The sequence below is a fragment of the Rhodanobacter sp. ANJX3 genome (assembly GCF_014200755.1).
In the GTDB taxonomy this organism is placed as follows: domain Bacteria; phylum Pseudomonadota; class Gammaproteobacteria; order Xanthomonadales; family Rhodanobacteraceae; genus Rhodanobacter.
The window spans coordinates 228,217-245,940 of record NZ_JACHCM010000003.1; the positions used below are offsets into that span (position 1 = coordinate 228,217).

18 protein-coding genes are annotated in these 17,724 nt (G+C 64.6%); 15 read left to right on the plus strand and 3 right to left on the minus strand.

Going from position 1 to position 17,724, the window contains the following annotated elements; all coding sequences use genetic code 11:
- The first annotated feature begins 21 nt into the window (after nucleotides 1-21).
- From lpxD to dnaE, 8 genes are all read left to right on the plus strand, one after another.
- Nucleotides 22-1,065 carry a UDP-3-O-(3-hydroxymyristoyl)glucosamine N-acyltransferase gene (gene lpxD / locus HDE76_RS09550; RefSeq protein ID WP_184507001.1) on the plus strand — a complete coding sequence of 348 codons (1,044 nt, stop codon included), beginning with the start codon at nucleotides 22-24 and terminating at the stop codon, nucleotides 1,063-1,065.
- Entirely contained in the window at nucleotides 1,058-1,531 is a 474-nt protein-coding gene (gene fabZ, locus HDE76_RS09555) for a 3-hydroxyacyl-ACP dehydratase FabZ (RefSeq protein WP_179479377.1), read from the plus strand. The genes lpxD and fabZ overlap by 8 nt, the downstream gene beginning before the upstream one ends.
- Nucleotides 1,528-2,301, plus strand: coding sequence for an acyl-ACP--UDP-N-acetylglucosamine O-acyltransferase (gene lpxA / locus HDE76_RS09560; protein WP_179479375.1), 774 nt, complete (start codon nucleotides 1,528-1,530; stop codon nucleotides 2,299-2,301). Before fabZ ends, lpxA begins: the two co-directional genes overlap by 4 nt.
- A 69-nt stretch (nucleotides 2,302-2,370) precedes the next feature.
- Nucleotides 2,371-3,588, plus strand: coding sequence for a lipid-A-disaccharide synthase (lpxB, locus tag HDE76_RS09565; protein ID WP_184507004.1), 1,218 nt, complete (start codon nucleotides 2,371-2,373; stop codon nucleotides 3,586-3,588).
- Nucleotides 3,578-4,255, plus strand: coding sequence for a ribonuclease HII (rnhB, locus tag HDE76_RS09570; RefSeq protein ID WP_184507006.1), 678 nt, complete (start codon nucleotides 3,578-3,580; stop codon nucleotides 4,253-4,255). The genes lpxB and rnhB overlap by 11 nt, the downstream gene beginning before the upstream one ends.
- A gap of 122 nt (nucleotides 4,256-4,377) precedes the next feature.
- The gene (locus HDE76_RS09575) at nucleotides 4,378-5,667 is read left to right on the plus strand and encodes an Nramp family divalent metal transporter (protein ID WP_221262378.1); all 1,290 of its coding nucleotides are present in this window, start codon (nucleotides 4,378-4,380) and stop codon (nucleotides 5,665-5,667) included.
- Nucleotides 5,668-5,737: 70 nt separating this feature from the next.
- The gene (locus HDE76_RS09580) at nucleotides 5,738-6,307 is read left to right on the plus strand and encodes a TlpA disulfide reductase family protein (RefSeq protein ID WP_184507009.1); all 570 of its coding nucleotides are present in this window, start codon (nucleotides 5,738-5,740) and stop codon (nucleotides 6,305-6,307) included.
- A 106-nt stretch (nucleotides 6,308-6,413) separates the two neighbouring features.
- A complete protein-coding gene (gene dnaE / locus HDE76_RS09585) occupies nucleotides 6,414-9,986 on the plus strand; it encodes a DNA polymerase III subunit alpha (protein ID WP_184507724.1) in 3,573 nt (1,190 codons plus the stop codon).
- Nucleotides 9,987-10,033: 47 nt separating this feature from the next.
- Here the strand turns inward: dnaE and HDE76_RS09590 are convergent, their stop codons facing one another.
- The gene (locus HDE76_RS09590; RefSeq protein WP_179479365.1) at nucleotides 10,034-10,414 is read right to left on the minus strand and encodes a YajD family HNH nuclease; all 381 of its coding nucleotides are present in this window, start codon (nucleotides 10,412-10,414) and stop codon (nucleotides 10,034-10,036) included.
- A gap of 164 nt (nucleotides 10,415-10,578) precedes the next feature.
- Here HDE76_RS09590 and HDE76_RS09595 point away from each other — a divergent pair, with 164 nt between their 5' ends.
- The 5 genes from HDE76_RS09595 to HDE76_RS09615 all read left to right on the plus strand — a co-directional run bounded on the left by HDE76_RS09595 (nucleotide 10,579) and on the right by HDE76_RS09615 (nucleotide 14,573).
- On the plus strand, nucleotides 10,579-11,535 hold the full coding sequence (locus tag HDE76_RS09595) for an acetyl-CoA carboxylase carboxyltransferase subunit alpha (protein ID WP_179479363.1): 957 nt from the start codon (nucleotides 10,579-10,581) through the stop codon (nucleotides 11,533-11,535).
- 4 nt (nucleotides 11,536-11,539) lie between these two features.
- Entirely contained in the window at nucleotides 11,540-11,926 is a 387-nt protein-coding gene (locus tag HDE76_RS09600) for a diguanylate cyclase (protein ID WP_184507012.1), read from the plus strand.
- Between the two features lie 46 nt (nucleotides 11,927-11,972).
- The gene (gene tilS, locus HDE76_RS09605) at nucleotides 11,973-13,367 is read left to right on the plus strand and encodes a tRNA lysidine(34) synthetase TilS (RefSeq protein WP_343205685.1); all 1,395 of its coding nucleotides are present in this window, start codon (nucleotides 11,973-11,975) and stop codon (nucleotides 13,365-13,367) included.
- A gap of 74 nt (nucleotides 13,368-13,441) precedes the next feature.
- Complete coding sequence (locus tag HDE76_RS09610; protein WP_179479359.1) at nucleotides 13,442-13,699, plus strand: exodeoxyribonuclease VII small subunit; 258 nt, start codon at nucleotides 13,442-13,444, stop codon at nucleotides 13,697-13,699.
- Nucleotides 13,683-14,573, plus strand: coding sequence for a farnesyl diphosphate synthase (locus HDE76_RS09615; protein WP_179479357.1), 891 nt, complete (start codon nucleotides 13,683-13,685; stop codon nucleotides 14,571-14,573). Before HDE76_RS09610 ends, HDE76_RS09615 begins: the two co-directional genes overlap by 17 nt.
- A gap of 79 nt (nucleotides 14,574-14,652) precedes the next feature.
- Here the strand turns inward: HDE76_RS09615 and HDE76_RS09620 are convergent, their stop codons facing one another.
- Nucleotides 14,653-15,036: a DUF4870 domain-containing protein gene (locus tag HDE76_RS09620; protein ID WP_179479355.1), complete on the minus strand. Its 384-nt coding sequence runs from the start codon at nucleotides 15,034-15,036 to the stop codon at nucleotides 14,653-14,655.
- An 89-nt stretch (nucleotides 15,037-15,125) separates the two neighbouring features.
- Complete coding sequence (gene pmbA, locus HDE76_RS09625) at nucleotides 15,126-16,523, minus strand: metalloprotease PmbA (RefSeq protein ID WP_184507014.1); 1,398 nt, start codon at nucleotides 16,521-16,523, stop codon at nucleotides 15,126-15,128.
- Nucleotides 16,524-16,660: 137 nt separating this feature from the next.
- On the opposite strand from pmbA, the gene HDE76_RS09630 reads away from it, so the two are divergent.
- The gene (locus HDE76_RS09630; protein WP_179479351.1) at nucleotides 16,661-16,912 is read left to right on the plus strand and encodes a DUF1653 domain-containing protein; all 252 of its coding nucleotides are present in this window, start codon (nucleotides 16,661-16,663) and stop codon (nucleotides 16,910-16,912) included.
- A gap of 30 nt (nucleotides 16,913-16,942) precedes the next feature.
- Nucleotides 16,943-17,539: a ribosome biogenesis factor YjgA gene (gene yjgA, locus HDE76_RS09635; protein ID WP_179479349.1), complete on the plus strand. Its 597-nt coding sequence runs from the start codon at nucleotides 16,943-16,945 to the stop codon at nucleotides 17,537-17,539.
- The last annotated feature ends 185 nt before the right edge of the window (nucleotides 17,540-17,724 follow it).

Consider the following 17,724-nt stretch of genomic DNA (forward strand, 5'->3'; position numbering starts at 1 on the left):
GCCGATGCACGGAGCATGCGCTTGAACGCAGCGTCTTATTCAGTGGCCGAACTGGCCGAACGTTTCGGGCTGTCGTCGCACGGCGACGGCGCGAGGCGCGTCGATGGCGTCGGCACCCTGGCGGGCGCCGGTGCCAATCAGCTGAGCTTTCTCTCCAACAGCAAATACGATGCGCAACTGGCCGCCACGCATGCCGGCGTGGTCGTGCTGCGCGAAGAAAATCTCGCCGCTTGCCCCACCGCGGCGCTGATCGCCAAAGACCCCTACGTGGCCTACGCGAAAATCGCCGCGCTGTTCGAGCGCCAGCCGCTGGCGCCGCCAGGCGTACATCCCAGCGCGGTGGTCGCCGCCAGCGCGCGGGTCAGCGCCAGCGCCAGCGTGGGACCCTGTTGCGTCATCGAGGACGACGCGGTCGTCGAGGATGGCGCCGTACTTGGCCCACACTGCATCATCGGCACCGGCTGCACGGTCGGCGCGCAGTCCCGCCTGGTGGCGCGTGTGACCCTGGTGACCCGCGTGACGCTAGGCAAACGCGTGCTGGTGCATCCCGGCGCGGTGATCGGCTCGGACGGCTTCGGCCTGGCATTCGACCGCGACGCCTACGATCACGGTGGCTGGATCAAGCTGCCGCAGCTCGGCGGCGTGCGCATCGGCGACGACTGCGAGATCGGTGCCAACACCACCATCGACCGCGGCGCACTCGAAGATACCGTGCTGGAAGAAGACGTGCGGCTGGATAACCAGATTCAGATCGCGCACAACGTATATATCGGCGCACACACCGCCATGGCCGGCTGCGCAGCGGTGGCGGGCAGCGCCAAAATCGGCCGCTACTGCCAGATCGGCGGCAACGCCGGCGTGCTGGGCCATCTCGAACTCGCCGACCGCGTTACCATTACGGCGAAGAGTCTGGTCACCAGCTCGATCCGCGAGCCGGGCGAATACTCGTCGGGCGTACCGCTGCAGGCAAATCTGGCGTGGCGCAAGAATGCGGCTCGCTTCAAACATCTTGATGAGTACGCGCGCCGGCTCTCGGCGCTGGAAAAGGACAGGAATCATGAGTGACAAACCCGCTGCCCTCACCATGCCGGTGACCATCGAGCAGATCCAGGAACTGCTGCCGCACCGCTATCCCTTTCTGCTGGTGGATCGCGTGATCGAGATCGTGCCGGATGTCAGCGTGGTCGCGCTGAAAAACGTCAGCATCAACGAGCCGTTTTTCCAGGGCCACTTTCCGGGGCATCCGGTGATGCCTGGGGTGTTGATCGTCGAGGCGATGGCGCAGACCGCCGGCCTGCTGACACAGATCAGCAGCCGCATGAAAGGCAATACGGGCAGCCCGCTGTTCTATCTGGTGAAAGTCGACAACGCGCGCTTCAGCGCCGTGGTTTCCCCGGGCGACCAGCTGCGTATGGAAGTGGGCTTGAAGCGCCTGATGCGCGGCATGGGCATCTTCGTCGCGCGCACCCTGGTCGACGGCAAGGAAGTGGCCAGCTGCGAACTGATGTGCGCGGCGAGGTCCGATAAATGATTCACGCCACTGCGTTGATCGATCCTTCCGCCATTATCGGCGAAAACGTCCGTATCGGCGCCTACAGCGTGATCGGCGCCGATGTGGAAATCGGCGACGGCACCGTCATCGGCCCGCACGTGGTGATCGAAGGGCCGACGAAGATCGGCCGCGACAATCGCATCGCCCAATTCGCCTCGCTGGGCGGCGATCCGCAGGACAAGAAGTTCGCCGGCGAGCGCACCGAGCTGATCATCGGCGACCGCAATCTGATCCGCGAATTTGCCAGCATCAATCGCGGCACCGGCGATGGCGGTGGCGTGACGCGTATCGGCAACGACAACTGGCTGCTTGCCTATGTACACATCGCGCACGACTGCCAGGTCGGCAACAACATCGTTTTCTCCAATTATTCGGCACTGGCCGGACATGTGGAGATTGGCGACTGGACGATCCTGTCCGGCTACTCCGGCGTACACCAGTTCTGCAAGGTCGGCGCGCACGCCTTTATCGGCATGGGCTGCCTGGTCGGTTCGGACGTGCCGCCGTTCGTGATGATGGCCAACGAGCAGCACGGTCGCCCGCGCGGCATCAACAGCGAGGGCCTGAAACGCCGCGGCTTCGACGCGCCGCGCATTTCGGCGATCAAGCGGGCCTACCGCACGCTGTACATGGCCGGCCTGTCGTTGCCGGAGGCGCGCGAGCTGCTGGAAAAGCAGGCCGGCGAGAGCGACGACGTGCGCGCCATGCTCGACTTTCTCGATCGCAGCAAGCGAACGTTGGCTCGATAAGCGTCCCGCTTATCGAGAATCAAACGCGCGCTCCGGCTCGTGCTCATTCGTCAGCCAAAGGGAGACAGCATGACGACGCTCAATGACGTCTCCACCAACACCCCGCTGATCGCCCTGATCGCCGGCGAAGATTCCGGCGATCAGCTCGGCGCCGACCTGATTCTCGCCCTGCGCGAACGCTATCCCGACGCGCGTTTCGTCGGCATTGGCGGCGCGCGCATGCAGGGGCAGGGTTTCGAATCGTGGTACGACATTCGCGAGCTGTCGCTGTTCGGCTTCAGCGAGGTCATTCGGCATTTACCGCGGCTGCTGCGGCTGCGCCGGGAGCTGATCGCACGGCTGCTGAAAGTGCAGCCGGCGGTCGTCGTCGGCATCGATGCACCGGATTTCAATCTCGGCCTGGAGCAGCGCCTGAAACACGCCGGCCTGAAAACCGTGCACTACGTCAGCCCGTCGGTATGGGCGTGGCGCGAAAAGCGCGCGGAAAAAATCGGCCGCAGCGCCAACCGCGTGCTGTGCCTGTTTCCGATGGAGCCGCCGATCTACGCCAGGCACGGCATCGACGCGCGCTTCGTCGGACATCCCCTGGCCGATCGCTTTGCGATGATCTCCGATCGCGTGGGCGCGCGCGAGTTTCTGCAGCTGCCGCAGCGGGCGCCGATTCTGGCCTTGCTTCCCGGCAGCCGCGCCTCGGAACTGTCGCGCATGGGGCCGGTTTTTATCGATGCGGCGATGCGCGTTGCCGGCGCACTGCCCGGCTTGCGCATCGTGATACCCGCAGCCAATCCGCATATGCATGCAAAGCTCAAGGATTTGCTGGCCAAGCTTCCCCGCGACGAAACGGCGCCGCTGCTGCTGGACGGCCACGCGCACGAAGCGATGCTGGCCGCCGACGTGGTACTGCTCGCTTCAGGCACCGCCACGCTGGAAGCGATGCTGGCCAAACGGCCGATGGTGGTGGGCTATCGCGTGGCGCCTGCGAGCTATCGCATAGCGCGCGCCTTGAAGATGCTGAAGACCGACGTCTACGCGCTGCCGAATATTCTCGCACGCGCCAACGGCATCGACGGCGAACTGCTGGTACCGGAGTTCATGCAGGACGAGTGCACCGCGAGCCATCTCGCCGCGGCCACACTGGCGCTGTTTCAGGACAGCGAACGGCGCGGTTACATCGTGAACGCGTTCGAGCAGTTGCATCGAGCGCTGCGCAGCAGCCTCGACGGTCACGCGGGCGAACGCGCCGCCGCCGCGATTGCCGAACTGGTGGATGCCACCGATGGCGGCTGACGTGATCGAGGCAAGCCTCCGCCCTTCGGCGCAATTCGTCTTCCCCGAACAGGGGGCCTTGTTCGGTCGCGGCGGGCCGCCGGCAGCGAACGCGAAAAGCCGGTTTGTCGCGGGCGTCGACGAGGCGGGGCGCGGGCCGCTGGCCGGGCCGCTTTCCATCGCGGCGGTCATTCTCGATCCCGACCGGCCGATTGCCGGCCTCAACGATTCGAAAAAGCTCAGCGAAGCGAAGCGCGAGGCGCTATACCCGCTGATCGTCGAGCGCGCGTTGGCCTGGTGCGTGGTGCTGATCGAGCCGGAAGAAATCGATAGGCTGAATATCTTCCAGGCCACCATGACCGGCATGAGCCGCGCGGTCGCCGGTCTTGCGCTGATGGCCGAAGAGGCGCTGATCGACGGCAACAAGCTGCCGAAGGATCTACCCTGCCGCGGTCGCGCCATCGTCGGCGGCGACGCGCTGGAACCGGCGATCAGCGCTGCCTCGATTCTGGCCAAGGTCACGCGCGATCGACTGATGGTGACGATGGAGTCTCACCATCCGGGCTACGGCTTTGCCGTGCACAAGGGTTATCCCACGCCGGCCCATCTCGCTGCGCTGAGTCTGCTAGGCCCCTGCCCGCAGCATCGGCGCAGCTTTGCGCCGGTCAGGCGACTGATCGGACCATAGTTTCCAGCGTCGAGCGGTCTTCCATCGATAGCTTTTGGCTATGAATGACATGCGCAGGATCAGTTGGACACCGACGCGCGGGATGCCTCTCAATAGAGACGTCCGAATCCCTGCCTACGGTCATGTCCGCGCTGATTGAAACCTTGAGCTTGCTGCATCCCATCCACCGGTCGGTATCCCCTGCGACCCGACGCTCCATGCGTCGGCTGATCGGGCCCGGGCTGCTGGTGGCGGTGGGCTATGTCGACCCCGGCAACTGGGCCACCGACATCGCCGCCGGCTCGAGCTATGGCTACACGCTGCTGGGCTCGGTGCTGCTGGCCAGCCTGCTCGGACTGCTGTTTCAGACGATGGCAGCACGACTGGGCATGGCCACCGGCGAAGATCTCGCCGAACTCACCTGTCGACTGCTGCCACGTCCGCTGGCGCTCAGCGCGTGGCTGGCCAGCGAGCTGGCGATCGTGGCGACCGCGCTGGCGGAGCTGGTCGGCGGCGCCATCGCCTTGCGCCTGCTGTTTGGCCTGCCGCTGCAGGTAGGCATGATTGTCGCAGCGCTGGGCACGCTGGCGATCATGGCACTGTCACAGCGCCGACAGCGCGCCCACGAGTTCGTGGTCAGCGCCTTGCTGGCGATCGTATCGCTGACCTTCGTCTATCTGCTGATCAAGGCCCGGCCCGTCGGGGGCGACGTGCTGCAAGGATTGGCATCGAGCGCCAGGGTATTCGGCAACCACGGCATGCTGACGGTGGCGCTGGGCATCGTGGGCGCCACGGTGATGCCGCACAATCTGTTCCTGCATTCGGGCCTGATCGCCGAGCGCAGCAAGGACCTGCCGGCGCACGAACGACCGATGGCGCTGCGCGTCGTGGAAACCGATACCCGCGTTTCGCTGCTGCTGGCCACCCTGGTCAACGCCGCCATGCTGATGGTGGCAGCCGCGTCGCTCTCGCATATCGGTATGCCGGTGAACAATCTGGACGACGCTTACCACGCCATCGCGCTGACCCTTGGCGCCGGCGCGGCGGCGATTTTCGCGGTCGCGCTGTACGCAGCGGGGCAGAGCTCGGCGATCACCGGCGTGCTGGCCGGATGCATTCTGAGCCGCGGTTTTCGCGGGCGCGAAAGCCGCACCTGGCTGCGTGGCATCGCCACACGGCTGGCCGGCGTCTGCATCGGTTTCGTGCTGCTCGCCGCGCGCCCCGGCATCGGCGCCGATACGCTGCTGGTGCTGAGCCAGTGCGTGCTCGGCATTGCCCTACCGTTCGCGCTGCTGCCCATGCTGATGCTGGCGGGCAAGCGCGATCTGATGGGCCAGTACGGCTTCGGTCGTGGTTTCATGGCGCTGGCTGCCGCCGGCACAGCCCTGGTCATCGTGCTGGATGGCTATCTGCTGATCACCGCCTTCGGCTGATCGGCAACCATGACCATCGTGCGCATCGCAAAGGCGGTAGGCTAGACGCTTAGACAGGGGAGTCCTCGCGATGCGCAAAATGATTTTTGCCTGGGTCATGGCCTTGATCTGCGTATCGGCCAACGCGCAGATCCAGCCGGGCGCGGTGCCGCCCGACTCACTGGGGAAAACACCCAGTGGCGACTCAGTCAGCTTGGCATCGATGCGCGACAAGGTCGTCGTCATCAGCTTCTGGGCGACCTGGTGCACTTACTGCATGAAGGAATTGCCGGTACTGGCGGGCCTGCAGAAGCTGGCTACCGATCGCCATCTGCCGCTGCAGGTGGTCTCGATCGACCACAAGGAAGGTCGCGATGTCTATCTACGAACCGTCCGAGTGCTCAGGCCGCGCCTGCCCGGCCTGCTGATGAGCTGGGATCGCGACGGCTCGATCGGCAAGCCGTTCGGCACGAACAAGGGCATTCCGGTGATGGTGATGCTTCACCGTGACGGCACCGTGGCCGACATCCACGTGGGCTATAGCGAAGACGCGCTGGACGGCCTGATCGCCGAGATAAACACCTTGATGGCCGAGCCCTCCGCGCTGCCGACCGCGTCGAGCTCGTCGGCGACGCAAAAAACGCTCACCTCGGTGAATTGAGCAGCCGCCCCGCCCAGCGCAACGGATCGTGGAAAATCGGCACAAGTCAAACCTTGTCCGTGCGTAGCCAGGCGGGTAGCCTTCATGGACTCGCCGCGTGAGTTTCATGACCACCCGCTTCGTCCACCTGCATCTGCACAGCGAGTATTCGCTGGTCGATTCGACCATCCGCATCAAGGCGCTGGTCGACGCCTGCGTGCGCGCCGGTATGCCCGCCGTGGCGCTCACCGACGAATGCAACATGTTCGCGCTGGTGAAGTTCTACAAGGCCTGCAGCGCTGCCGGCATCAAGCCGATCAGCGGTTGCGACCTATGGATTTCCGCGCCGGACGACCCACGGCCGTGGCGGCTCAACCTGCTGTGCCAGAACCGCGCCGGCTACCTCAATCTGTCGCGGCTGGTGTCGCGTGCCTGGCGCGAGGGCCAGCACAGCGGCCGCGCGCTGATCGAGGCCGGCTGGCTGCACGCCGAGGCGACGCACGGACTGATCGCGCTGCTCGGACGCGAGAGCGAAGTCGGCCGCATCGCCCTGAATCAGGGTCTGGAGGCCGCCCTCGCGAAACTGCGGCCATTGACGCGGCTTTTCCCCGATCGGCTGTACCTGGAGCTGACCCGCTGCGGTCGCGACGGCGAGGAAAACTGGAACGCCCTCGCACTGGCATTGGCCGTGGAACTCGACCTGCCGGTGGTCGCCAGCAACGACGTGCGTTTTCTGCTGCAGGACGATTTCGAAGCGCACGAGGCACGCGTGTGCATCAACCAGGGCCGCGTGCTGGCCGACAACAAGCGCCCGCGCGACTACAGCAACCAGCAGTATCTGAAATCGCCCGAGGAAATGGCGACGCTGTTCGCCGACATTCCCGAAGCGCTGGAAAACACGGTCGAGCTGGCGCGGCGCTGCAACGTCGAACTGCAGTTCGGCACGTATTACCTGCCCGACTTTCCGGTGCCCGACGGTCATGACCTGGGCAGCTATATCCGCGAGCTGTCGCACGAAGGGCTGAAGCAGCGCCTGTCCGCCGCGCCGCTCGCCGCCAACTGCACGCTGGCCGACTACGAAAAGCGGCTCGACCGCGAGCTGGACGTCATCGTCAAGATGGGTTTCCCCGGCTACTTTCTGATCGTGGCGGACTTCATCAACTGGGGCAAGGAACACGGCATTCCGGTCGGACCCGGCCGCGGTTCGGGCGCCGGTTCGCTGGTCGCATGGGCGCTGAAGATTACGGATCTGGACCCGCTGCAGTTCGACCTGCTGTTCGAGCGATTCCTCAATCCCGAACGCATCTCGATGCCCGACTTCGACATCGACTTCTGCATGGATCGCCGCGACGAGGTGATCGACTACGTATCGCGCAAATACGGCCGCGACCGCGTCAGCCAGATCATCACCTACGGCTCGATGGCGGCGAAGGCCGTGCTGCGCGATTCCGGCCGCGTGCTGAGCATGCCGTACGGCCAGGTCGATCGGCTGGCGAAATTGGTGCCGCCGCGCCCGCTCGACCTGACCTTGTCGGACGCGCTGGGCCGTTCGGAAAAATCGAAAAAAGAAACCGATCGCGTCGTCAAGGAATTCTGCGAAGCCTACGAGCAGGACGAAGACGCCCGTGCGCTGATCGATCTGGCGCTGAAGCTAGAAAGTCTGACCCGCAACGCCGGCAAGCACGCCGGCGGCGTGGTGATCGCGCCGACCGCGCTGACCGATTTCGCACCGCTGTACTGCGAGCCGGGCGGTGCCGGCGTGGTCACCCAGTTCGACAAGGACGACGTGGAAGCCGTCGGCCTGGTGAAGTTCGACTTTCTCGGCCTGCGCACGCTCACCATCATCGACTGGGCGGTCAAGGCGATCAACGCGCGCCGTGCGAAAGCCGGCGAAGCGCCGCTGGATATTTCGCAGCTGCCGCTGGACGACCCCAAGCCCTATGAGCTGCTGAAAAAGGCGCAGACCATCGCGGTGTTCCAGCTCGAATCGTCCGGCATGCAGCGCATGCTGAAAGATGCCAAGCCCGACCGCTTCGAGGACATCATCGCGCTGGTGGCGCTGTACCGCCCAGGCCCGATGGATCTGATCCCCAGCTTCGTCGCGCGCAAGCACGGCCGCGAGGACGTGAGCTATCCCGATCCGCGCGTGCAGCCGATTCTGGAAGAGACCTACGGCATCATGGTCTACCAGGAGCAGGTCATGCAGATGGCGCAGATCGTCGGCGGTTACTCGCTCGGCGGCGCCGACCTTCTGCGCCGCGCGATGGGCAAGAAAGACGCCAAAAAGATGGCCGAGGAGCGCGCCAAGTTTCGCGACGGTGCGGCCAAGGACGGTCTGGCCGGCTCCAAGGCCGACGAAATCTTCGACTTGATGGAGAAGTTCGCCGGCTACGGCTTCAACAAGTCGCACGCCGCCGCCTACGCCCTGGTGAGCTACCAGACCGCGTGGCTGAAGGCGCATTATCCGGCCGAATTCATGGCCGCGACGATCTCGTCGGACATGGACAACACCGACAAGGCGGTGATCTTTCTCGACGAGTCGCGCGCGATCGGCCTTACCGTGCTGCCGCCCGACGTCAACGCATCGGACTACATGTTCGTCGCCGTCGAACCCGACGCATCGTCCATTCACTCGCGTCAGGGCGCTCGCACGATCCAATACGGCCTCGGCGCGATCAAGGGGGTCGGCCAGGGCGTCTGCGAAGCCATCGTCGCCGAACGCAAAAACGGGCGTTATACCGACCTGGCCGACTTCTGCCGCCGCGTCGATCCGACCAAACTCAACCGGCGCGTGCTCGAGGCGCTGATCTATTCCGGCGCGCTCGACGCTCTGGCGCCGACGCGCGCCAGCCTGATGCTGCAGTTGCCCGATACGATCAAGGCCGCCGAGCAGCACCTGCGCGACCGCCAGTCCGGCCAGAACGACATGTTCGGTGCGGCCTCGGGTGCGCTGACGCCGGTGGTGCATATCGATCTGCCCACGGCACCGGAGTGGCCGCTGGAGCAGCTGCTGCAGGGCGAGCGCGACACGCTCGGCCATTATCTGTCCGGCCACCCGACCGACCCCTGGAAAGAGGAGCTGGCGCAGCTGTCGACCTGCCCGCTCGGCGAAATCGCCCTGCGCTACCAGCCGCCCAAGCCGCGGAAAAACGACAACGACGACGGCAACCGTTTCCGCCGCGGCCCGGACACGCCCTGGACGATCGCCGGCATGGTGACCGCGGTGCGCAAGCGGGGCGACAGCGATGCCTTCGTGCGCATCGAGGACGGCACCGGCAGCATCGAGGTGAGCTTCTTCGGCGAGCTGTATCAGCAGATCGCACCGCTGTTGACCCGCGACGAAATGCTGGTGGTCGAGGGTGGCTTGCGCATCGACGACTTCTCCGGCGGCGGCTTTCAGATCCGCGCGCGCAGCGCCAGTTCGCTCACCGATGCCTGCCGCAAGCATGCGCGCCTGCTGCAGCTGAAATTGAACGGCGTAAAGCCCGACTTCGTCGAAAAATTGCAGCACGCGCTGGCCGGCTACCGCGGCGGTCGCGCCACGGTGATACTGCACGGTTATCACAACCAGAACGCGCAGGCCGACCTGGAGCTGAGCGACGCCTGGCGCGTCGATGCGATACCGGCCTTGCTGCGCACGGTACGGGCGCTGCCCGGTGTGCAGGCCGCAAAGCTGCGTATCGTCAAGCAGGCCGACTGAAACGGCCGACGGAAGGCAGGTCGACTGATACCGACGCCGCGACTCGGTTATTTCCTGCCGCGCTCCATCATCGCCTTCAGGTCGGCGAAGGGATTGCCGGTGGCCGGCGCGACCTCCTCCTGCACGCTGTAACCGGCGCCGCGTACGTGGTCGATATAGCGCGAATGCTCGTTGTCGTGACAGTACACGCACAGCAGCTCCCAGTTGCTGCCATCGGCCGGGTTGAAGTCGTGGTCGTGGTTGCGATGGTGCACCGTGAGCTCGCTCAGGTTGGTGCGGGTGAACTCGCGCGCGCAGCGGCCGCAGATCCACGGGTACATTTTCAGCGCCCGCTCACGATAGCCCAGCTCCCGCTGCTCGGCGTTGCGACGGGCTTCGGCCACGATGCGGTCGAGCTTGTTGTTGTCGATGGTCGGTTGAATCGGCATGGTCGAGTCCGGAAATAGCGCGTCTTAAGAGAACCATAGCGCAACCCGGCGCCGCGTCGCTTCTCCCGCGCGGTAAGTGCATCCACGGGCCGCCATACGGCGGCGTTCTCGCCTTCACGCGTCTAACGGTATACTGCGCTGCTCTGTGCCACGAAATGTCGCGAATGAACCCTAACTTCCTCGATTTCGAACAACCGATTGCCGACCTGGAAGCGAAGATCGAAGAGCTTCGCCACGCCAGCCAGGGTCAGGCGTTCAATATCGAGGACGACGTCAATCGTCTGCGCGAAAAGCTGAAGATCAAGACGGCCGAGATTTTCCGCAACCTCAGTTCATGGCAGATGACCCAGCTGTCGCGCCATCCGGCGCGGCCGTACACGCTGGATTACATCGGCGTGATCTGCGAAGAGTTTCATGAGCTGGCGGGCGACCGCATGTACGCCGAGGATGCCGCCATCGTCGGCGGCCTGGGCCGCATCAATGGGCGCCCGGTGGTGATCGTCGGTCATCAGAAAGGCCGCGATACCAAGACCAAGGTGCGCCGCAACTTCGGCATGCCGCGTCCCGAGGGCTATCGCAAGGCGCTGCGCCTGATGAAGATGGCCGAACGCTTCCATCTGCCGCTGCTGACCCTGATCGACACACCCGGAGCGTACCCGGGCATCGGCGCCGAAGAACGCGGCCAGAGCGAGGCCATCGCGCGCAATCTGATCGAAATGGCCAGTCTGAAAGTGCCTATCATCTGCACCGTGATCGGCGAAGGCGGCTCCGGCGGCGCGCTGGCCATCGGCGTCGGCGACCGTACTCTCATGCTGCAGTACTCGACCTATTCCGTCATTACGCCCGAGGGCTGCGCCTCGATCCTGTGGAAAAGCGCCGACAAAGCCCGCGATGCGGCCGAGGCGATGGGCATGACCGCTCCCCGCCTGTTCGAACTCGGCCTGATCGACAAAGTCGTGCGCGAGCCGCTGGGCGGCGCGCATCGCAACCCCCGCTCGATGGCGGTACGTCTGAAAGCCGTGCTGCTCAAACAGCTCGACGAGCTCGAAGCGCTGCCGGTAAACGAGCTCCTGGAACAGCGCTACAAGCGCCTGCGCAGCTACGGCGCATTCCAGGAATAAACCCATGGCCGGCGTGCGCGGACTGGATCACATCAATCTGCGCGTGCCGACGGATCTGCTCGAACCCGTGCGCGCGTTCTATATCGACATGGTGGGCCTGCACGACGGTCCACGGCCGTCGATGAGCTCAGGCTCGCACGGCTACTGGCTTTACGCCGGCAACGCCGCCGTAGTGCATCTGAGCACCGGCCATGCCGGCGGATCGTGCGGCGAGGGCAACGGCTATTTCAGCCACGTCGCGTTTGCATGCACGGAGCTGGAGACGACGCGTGCCAGGCTCGATCAGGCGCAGGTACCGCACCGTATCGCCGTGCTGGATGACGGTGCCCAGGTGCAGATCTTCGTCGTCGACCCGGCCGGCATCACGGTCGAGCTCAATTTTCGCCCCTGAGCCGCCGCGGCGAGGTAGCCTCGTTATCCGCACGACAGGAAACATCATGGCCAACGATAACGCCGGGCGCGTCGTGCCGATCGATACCGACCTCTTAGAGCCTGTTCACGATCTACAAGCTCTACAGCGCGAGCGAAGTATGAGCGATTCGCTGCAACGGCATCTTGCCTCCGCGCTGGCGGATACGCAGGCATCGCCGTTATGCGTGGCCTTCAGCGGCGGCCCGGATTCGACCGCCCTGCTGCATGCGCTGGCCGGCATGCCGGAAGCGCGAAAACGCGGCCTGCGCGCGCTGCACGTGGACCATGCCATGAACCCGCAAAGCGGGGCCTGGTCCGCGCATTGCCAGCGCTTTTGCGAATCGGTGGACGTGCCGTGCGAAGTGATACGTGTGCAGGTACCGCTCGACAAAGGCCTTGGCCTAGAAGCCGCCGCGCGCCACGCGCGCTACGAGGCATTTGAGTCGTCTTTGCAGCCGGGCGAGTACCTGCTGCTCGCGCATCATCGCGACGATCAGGCCGAGACCGTATTGATGAAACTGCTGCGCGGCGCGGGACCGGACAGCCTCGGCGGCATGCGCACGCTGCGTCCGTTCGCGCGCGGACAGCTGTGGCGTCCGCTGCTGGCGCTGTCGCGACGGCAGCTGCGCGACTATCTCGATGCCCGGCAATTGCCTTCGATCGACGACCCGTCCAACGGCGACACGCGGTTTGCGCGCAATCATCTGCGCCACGACATCCTGCCGAGGCTGGAACGTTTATGGCCGCAGGCGGTGGATTCCATCGTGCACAGCGCCGCGCTCAGCCGTGCCGCTGCCGATGCCCTGCAGCAGCACTGGCTGGCGGCTTACGACACCATGCACGATGCGGCCACGCACACGATCGACGCCTCGACGTGGCTCGCCCTGCACCCTGCGCTGCGCGAGCCGCTGCTCGATCACTGGCTGCACGGGCTCGGCCTGCCCGCACCGACTACCGCACAACGCCAGCAGATCGAGCATCAGTGTGGCGCACGCGCCGGGCAGCAGCCGTGCGTGCAATGGCGCGGCGCCGAGCTGCATATCTGGCGCGGGCGGCTGTGGGCACAGTCGCCGCCACGGATAGTCGACAGCAGCTGGCAAGCGACGTGGCACGGCGAACTGCTGGCGCTGCCCGACGGCGGCACGTTGTCGCTGGTCGATACCAAAGTCCGCCTGACCGAGCCGATCCAGGTGCGCCTGCGCCAGGGCGGCGAGCGTATCAAGCCGGCCGGCGATATCTATACGCGCGAGCTGCGCGACCTGTTTCAGCAGGCCATGATCCCCCCGTGGCGGCGATTTGGCGTGCCGCTGCTGTATGTCGGCACTGAAATTGTCGGCGTGGCCGATCGGTGGTTGAGCGAACGAGGCAAGCTGATCTTCGAGCAGGCTGGCACGCGGGCACACTGGTCGCCTGCGCGCTGACGCCATCACCCGCAGGTACCTTTCATAGCCTAATCGATTGATTCCGCGCGGTCACTCGGTTAGCTTTGCTGTCCATGGCCAAGACCGCTTCCGCTTCCACCAAGACGCCACCCGCCGTGGACTTCGAGCACTCGCTGGACGAACTCGAACAGCTGGTCGCGAAGATGGAAGGCGGCGAAATGAGTCTGGACGAGTCGCTGGCCTCGTTCGAACGCGGCATCGGCCTGTACCGTCACTGCCAGCAGTCGCTGGAAAAAGCCGAACTGCGCGTGCGCCTGCTGCTTGATCCCGACGCCCCCGAGAGCGCCGAACCGTTTGAACCCGAACTCTGAGTTAGGTCCCGCCCTCAAGGCGTTGATCCTCCGTGCCGAGCAGGCACTCGAACATTGCCTGCCGCCTGCCGAACAGTCCCCCGCCCTCCTGCACAGCGCGATGCGCTATGCCGTGCTCGGTGGCGGCAAGCGTCTGCGACCCTTGCTGGTCTATGCCGCGGCACAGGCACTTGGCGAAAGCGGACCTTCGCTCGACGCTGCCGCCTGCGCGGTGGAGCTAATTCACGCCTATTCGCTGGTGCACGACGACCTGCCGGCGATGGATGACGATGCGATGCGCCGCGGCCGCCCGACCTGCCACATCGTGTTTGGCGAAGCGATGGCGATTCTGGCCGGGGACGCATTACAGGCGCTGGCGTTCGAGATACTCAGCGACGCTGCCGACGACGACGCGATCGGTATGAAAAAGCAGCGCGTGCTTGGCCGCGCCTGCGGCGCGGAGGGCATGGCCGGCGGGCAGGCGCTGGATCTGGCCGCCGTCGGCCGCACGCTTACCATTGCCGAACTAGAGCACATGCACGCGTGCAAGACCGGCGCGCTCATCCGCGCATCGGTAAAGCTCGGCGCGCTGACAGCGGGGGCCGATGCGGCGACATTGGCCTTATTCGACCGCTATGCCGACGCCGTTGGCCTGGCATTCCAAGTGCGCGACGATATTCTGGACGTCGAGGGAGACGCCACCATCATCGGCAAGACCGCCGGCAAAGATGCCGCCGCGGACAAGCCCACGTTTCCATCGATTATCGGTCTGAATGCATCGCGTGATCGCTTGCGCGAGCTCACCGATCTCGCGCTATCCGCTATCGCACCTCTGGGCACGTCCGGCTCATTGCTGCAGGAGCTTGCGCTGTACGCAGCGCATCGCAACAGCTGAGTTTGGCCATCCAGCCGTCCAAAGAAAAAGCCCGATCAGCGGGCTTTTTCTTTCATTCAAACATTGAAGATTCGGTCGCTCAGCTCACCAGGCGCAGCGCAAACGGATAGCGGTAACTTCCGTCGGCACTGACCTTCACGGCAGCGATGATGCAGAACACCAGATTCGCAATCCACAGCAGCCAGGTGAGGAAAGCACCAATGATAATGATGGTGAGAATCCAGCAGATGACGTAACCGATAAGCACGGTGATCTGGAAGTTCAACGCTTCCTTGGCCTCACTCACGAGATAAGCCTTTTCGGGCCGATCCTTGTTCATCAACCAGATGATGAGCGGAACGACGATGCTCAGAATCACACCCGACAGATGCGTCAGCATCGCCAGGTTCTTGTCATCGGTGGACCGAACGCCCACGGGCGGTTCCGGCGGTATCGGCGAAAACTGATCGGACGGTGTACTCATGGCCCCTGCTCTCCCTGGTGGTGGTACCGCGAAAGCTTGCTGGCGCCATCTTCGACCTTGCGGCCAGCGACCGCAAGATGACCCTTGAACTACTCGCCGGCGATAGTCATCCGATCGACAAGAATGGAGCCGGTAAGCACAGCCGAGCGTGCATCGACATCCGCGCCGACAGCGAGAATACCGGTGAACATTTGGCGCAGATTGGCGGCAATCGTGATTTCTTCCACCGGATAGGCGATCTGGCCGTTCTCGACCCAGAAACCCGCCGCGCCGCGCGAGTAGTCGCCGGTGATGGTCGACACGCCCTGACCCATCAGCTCGGTCACCAGCAGCCCGGTGCCCATGCGCTGGAGCAGCGCGGCAAAGTCGTCTTTTGAATTGTCGACGCTGCCGGGCTCGACGATCAGGTTGTGGATACCGCCCGCGTTGCCGGTGGATTCCAGTCCGAGCTTGCGCGCCGAATAGCTGCCCAGGATATAGCGCGAGAGCACGCCGCCCTCGATCAGCGAACTGTCGCGAGTGGCCACGCCTTCGGCGTCGAAATTGCCCGAGCCCTGGCCGCCGATCAGGTGCGGCCGCTCGTTGATATCGAGCCATGACGGCATGATCTGCTGACCGACATGGTCGAGCAGAAAACTGGCCCGGCGATACAGCGCGCCACCGCTCACCGCGCCGAGAAGATGCCCGATCAACCCACGCGCCAGCTCCGGCGGAAACAGCACCGGACTCTGCCGCGTCGACAGGCTGCGCGCGCCCAGGCGCGCCAGCGTGCGTTCGGCGGCGCGATCGGCCAGCGCCTTGGCGCTGATGAAACGATCCGCGCGGCGCACGCTGTCGTACCAATAGTCGCGCTGCATGCCCGCTTCGTCGCCGGCGATAAGAGCCAGCGACAGCGAGTGCCGCGTGCCGCGCTCGCGTCCGACAAAGCCGTGCGAGTTGGCGTACACCGAGACGCCCTGCCCGGCCTGCACGCTGGCGCCGTCCGAATTGGTGATGCCGGCGTGTGCGCGACCGATATCCTCGATTTCGATACCCAGCTCGATCGCCCGCGTGGTGTCGATATCCCACGGATGCCACAGATCGAGATCGGGAAACTGCGTCGCCATGCGCGACGCATCGGCGAGGCCCGACGACGGATCGGCTTCGGTATAGCGCGCTATCGCGCAGGCCTGATCGAGTGTCGCCTGGATCGAATCGGGATGCAGGTCTGCCGTACTGGCCGAGCCTTTGCGCTGGCCGAAATACACGGTCAGACCGAAACCACGGTCGCGCGTGTGCTCGACCGTTTCTACCTCGCCCAGACGCACATTGACGCTCAGCCCGCTGTCGATACTGGCGGCGACCTCGGCCTGGCTGGCACCGGCGGCACGGGCGCGGCGAATCACATCCTCGGCCAGTTCCGACAGACGATCCAGTTCTTCGAGGCTGCGATCCTGGCTGATGGCGCCGCGATGGCGGTGGTCCTGGCTGCTAACGACTTCGCTCACGTTGGGCTTCCTGAAGGTTTGACGCGTAGAATAGTGGCTCGCTAAAGCCGGCTTGCCATTCGACGCGATCCCGAAACGGGTTGACACCTTCAAATGGGGTCGCCGCGGCGAAATGAAAAGAGCCGCGGAGAACCAACATGACACCCATCCCCGGCACCTACCGCCATTACAAGGGCCAGCGCTACCGCGTGCTGGGTACGGCGCAACACAGCGAAACGATGGAGCCGCTGGTGGTCTATCAGGCGCTGTACGGCGATTACGGCTTGTGGGTGCGCCCGGCGGCCATGTTCGTCGAAACCATCGAACTGGATGGCGAGCCGATTCCGCGGTTTGCGCTCGAACAGGCCGACCCGTCCGATACAGCCGGCGATCGCCAGCCGCAACCTTGATCCCCAACGTCCCATTCTGGAATTGAAACCGTGAGCCCGAGCCGCAGCCGCAACCAGACCGAACTCGACGAAGAAGACTACGGTCCCAGCCGCACCCAGCAGCGCCGTGAGGCGCTGGCCGTGCTGGCGCTGGCCAGCCAGCTCGTCGCGATGCAGCCCAGCCGCCTCGCCAAGCTGGAACTGCCCGACGACGTGCGCGAGGAAATCACCCGTACGCGCAACATCACTGCGCATATCGCGCACAAACGACAGCTCGCCTTTCTCGCCAAAGTCATGCGCCGCTACGAAGACGAAGTATTCGCTTCGGTACGCGCCGAGCTCGGCGAAAATCGTGAGAAGCAGCGTCAGGAAAACGCCGCCATGCATCGGCTTGAAGCGATGCGCGACCGCCTAATCAATGAGGAAGAAGCCGCACTCTCCGAGCTCATCAGCGAGCACCCGCAGGTCGATCGCCAGCATCTGCGTTCGCTGGTGCGCAAAGCGCGCATCGAGAAGGAAACGCCGAACAAGCCGCCGCGCGCTTATCGCGAGATTTTTCAGCTATTGAAGGATCTGGCGGGAAACAAACAGGACGACACGGGCGAAAGCGCCGATATCGACCATGAAGGCGACGACGTCCAAGCGTAACGGCATCGTCCGGCCCTAGCTTTCGTTGATTCCTAGCGCATCGATTGGTACCGCTGCGCTGAATCGGGCGCAGTGGTCATCCGGCGACACCAGCCGGTCGTGCAAAACGCACAATCCGCTCTCACCGATGCTTGCGCCATAAGCCGAGCCAAATACGGCCAGCCCGGAAACACGCTGTTCGATCG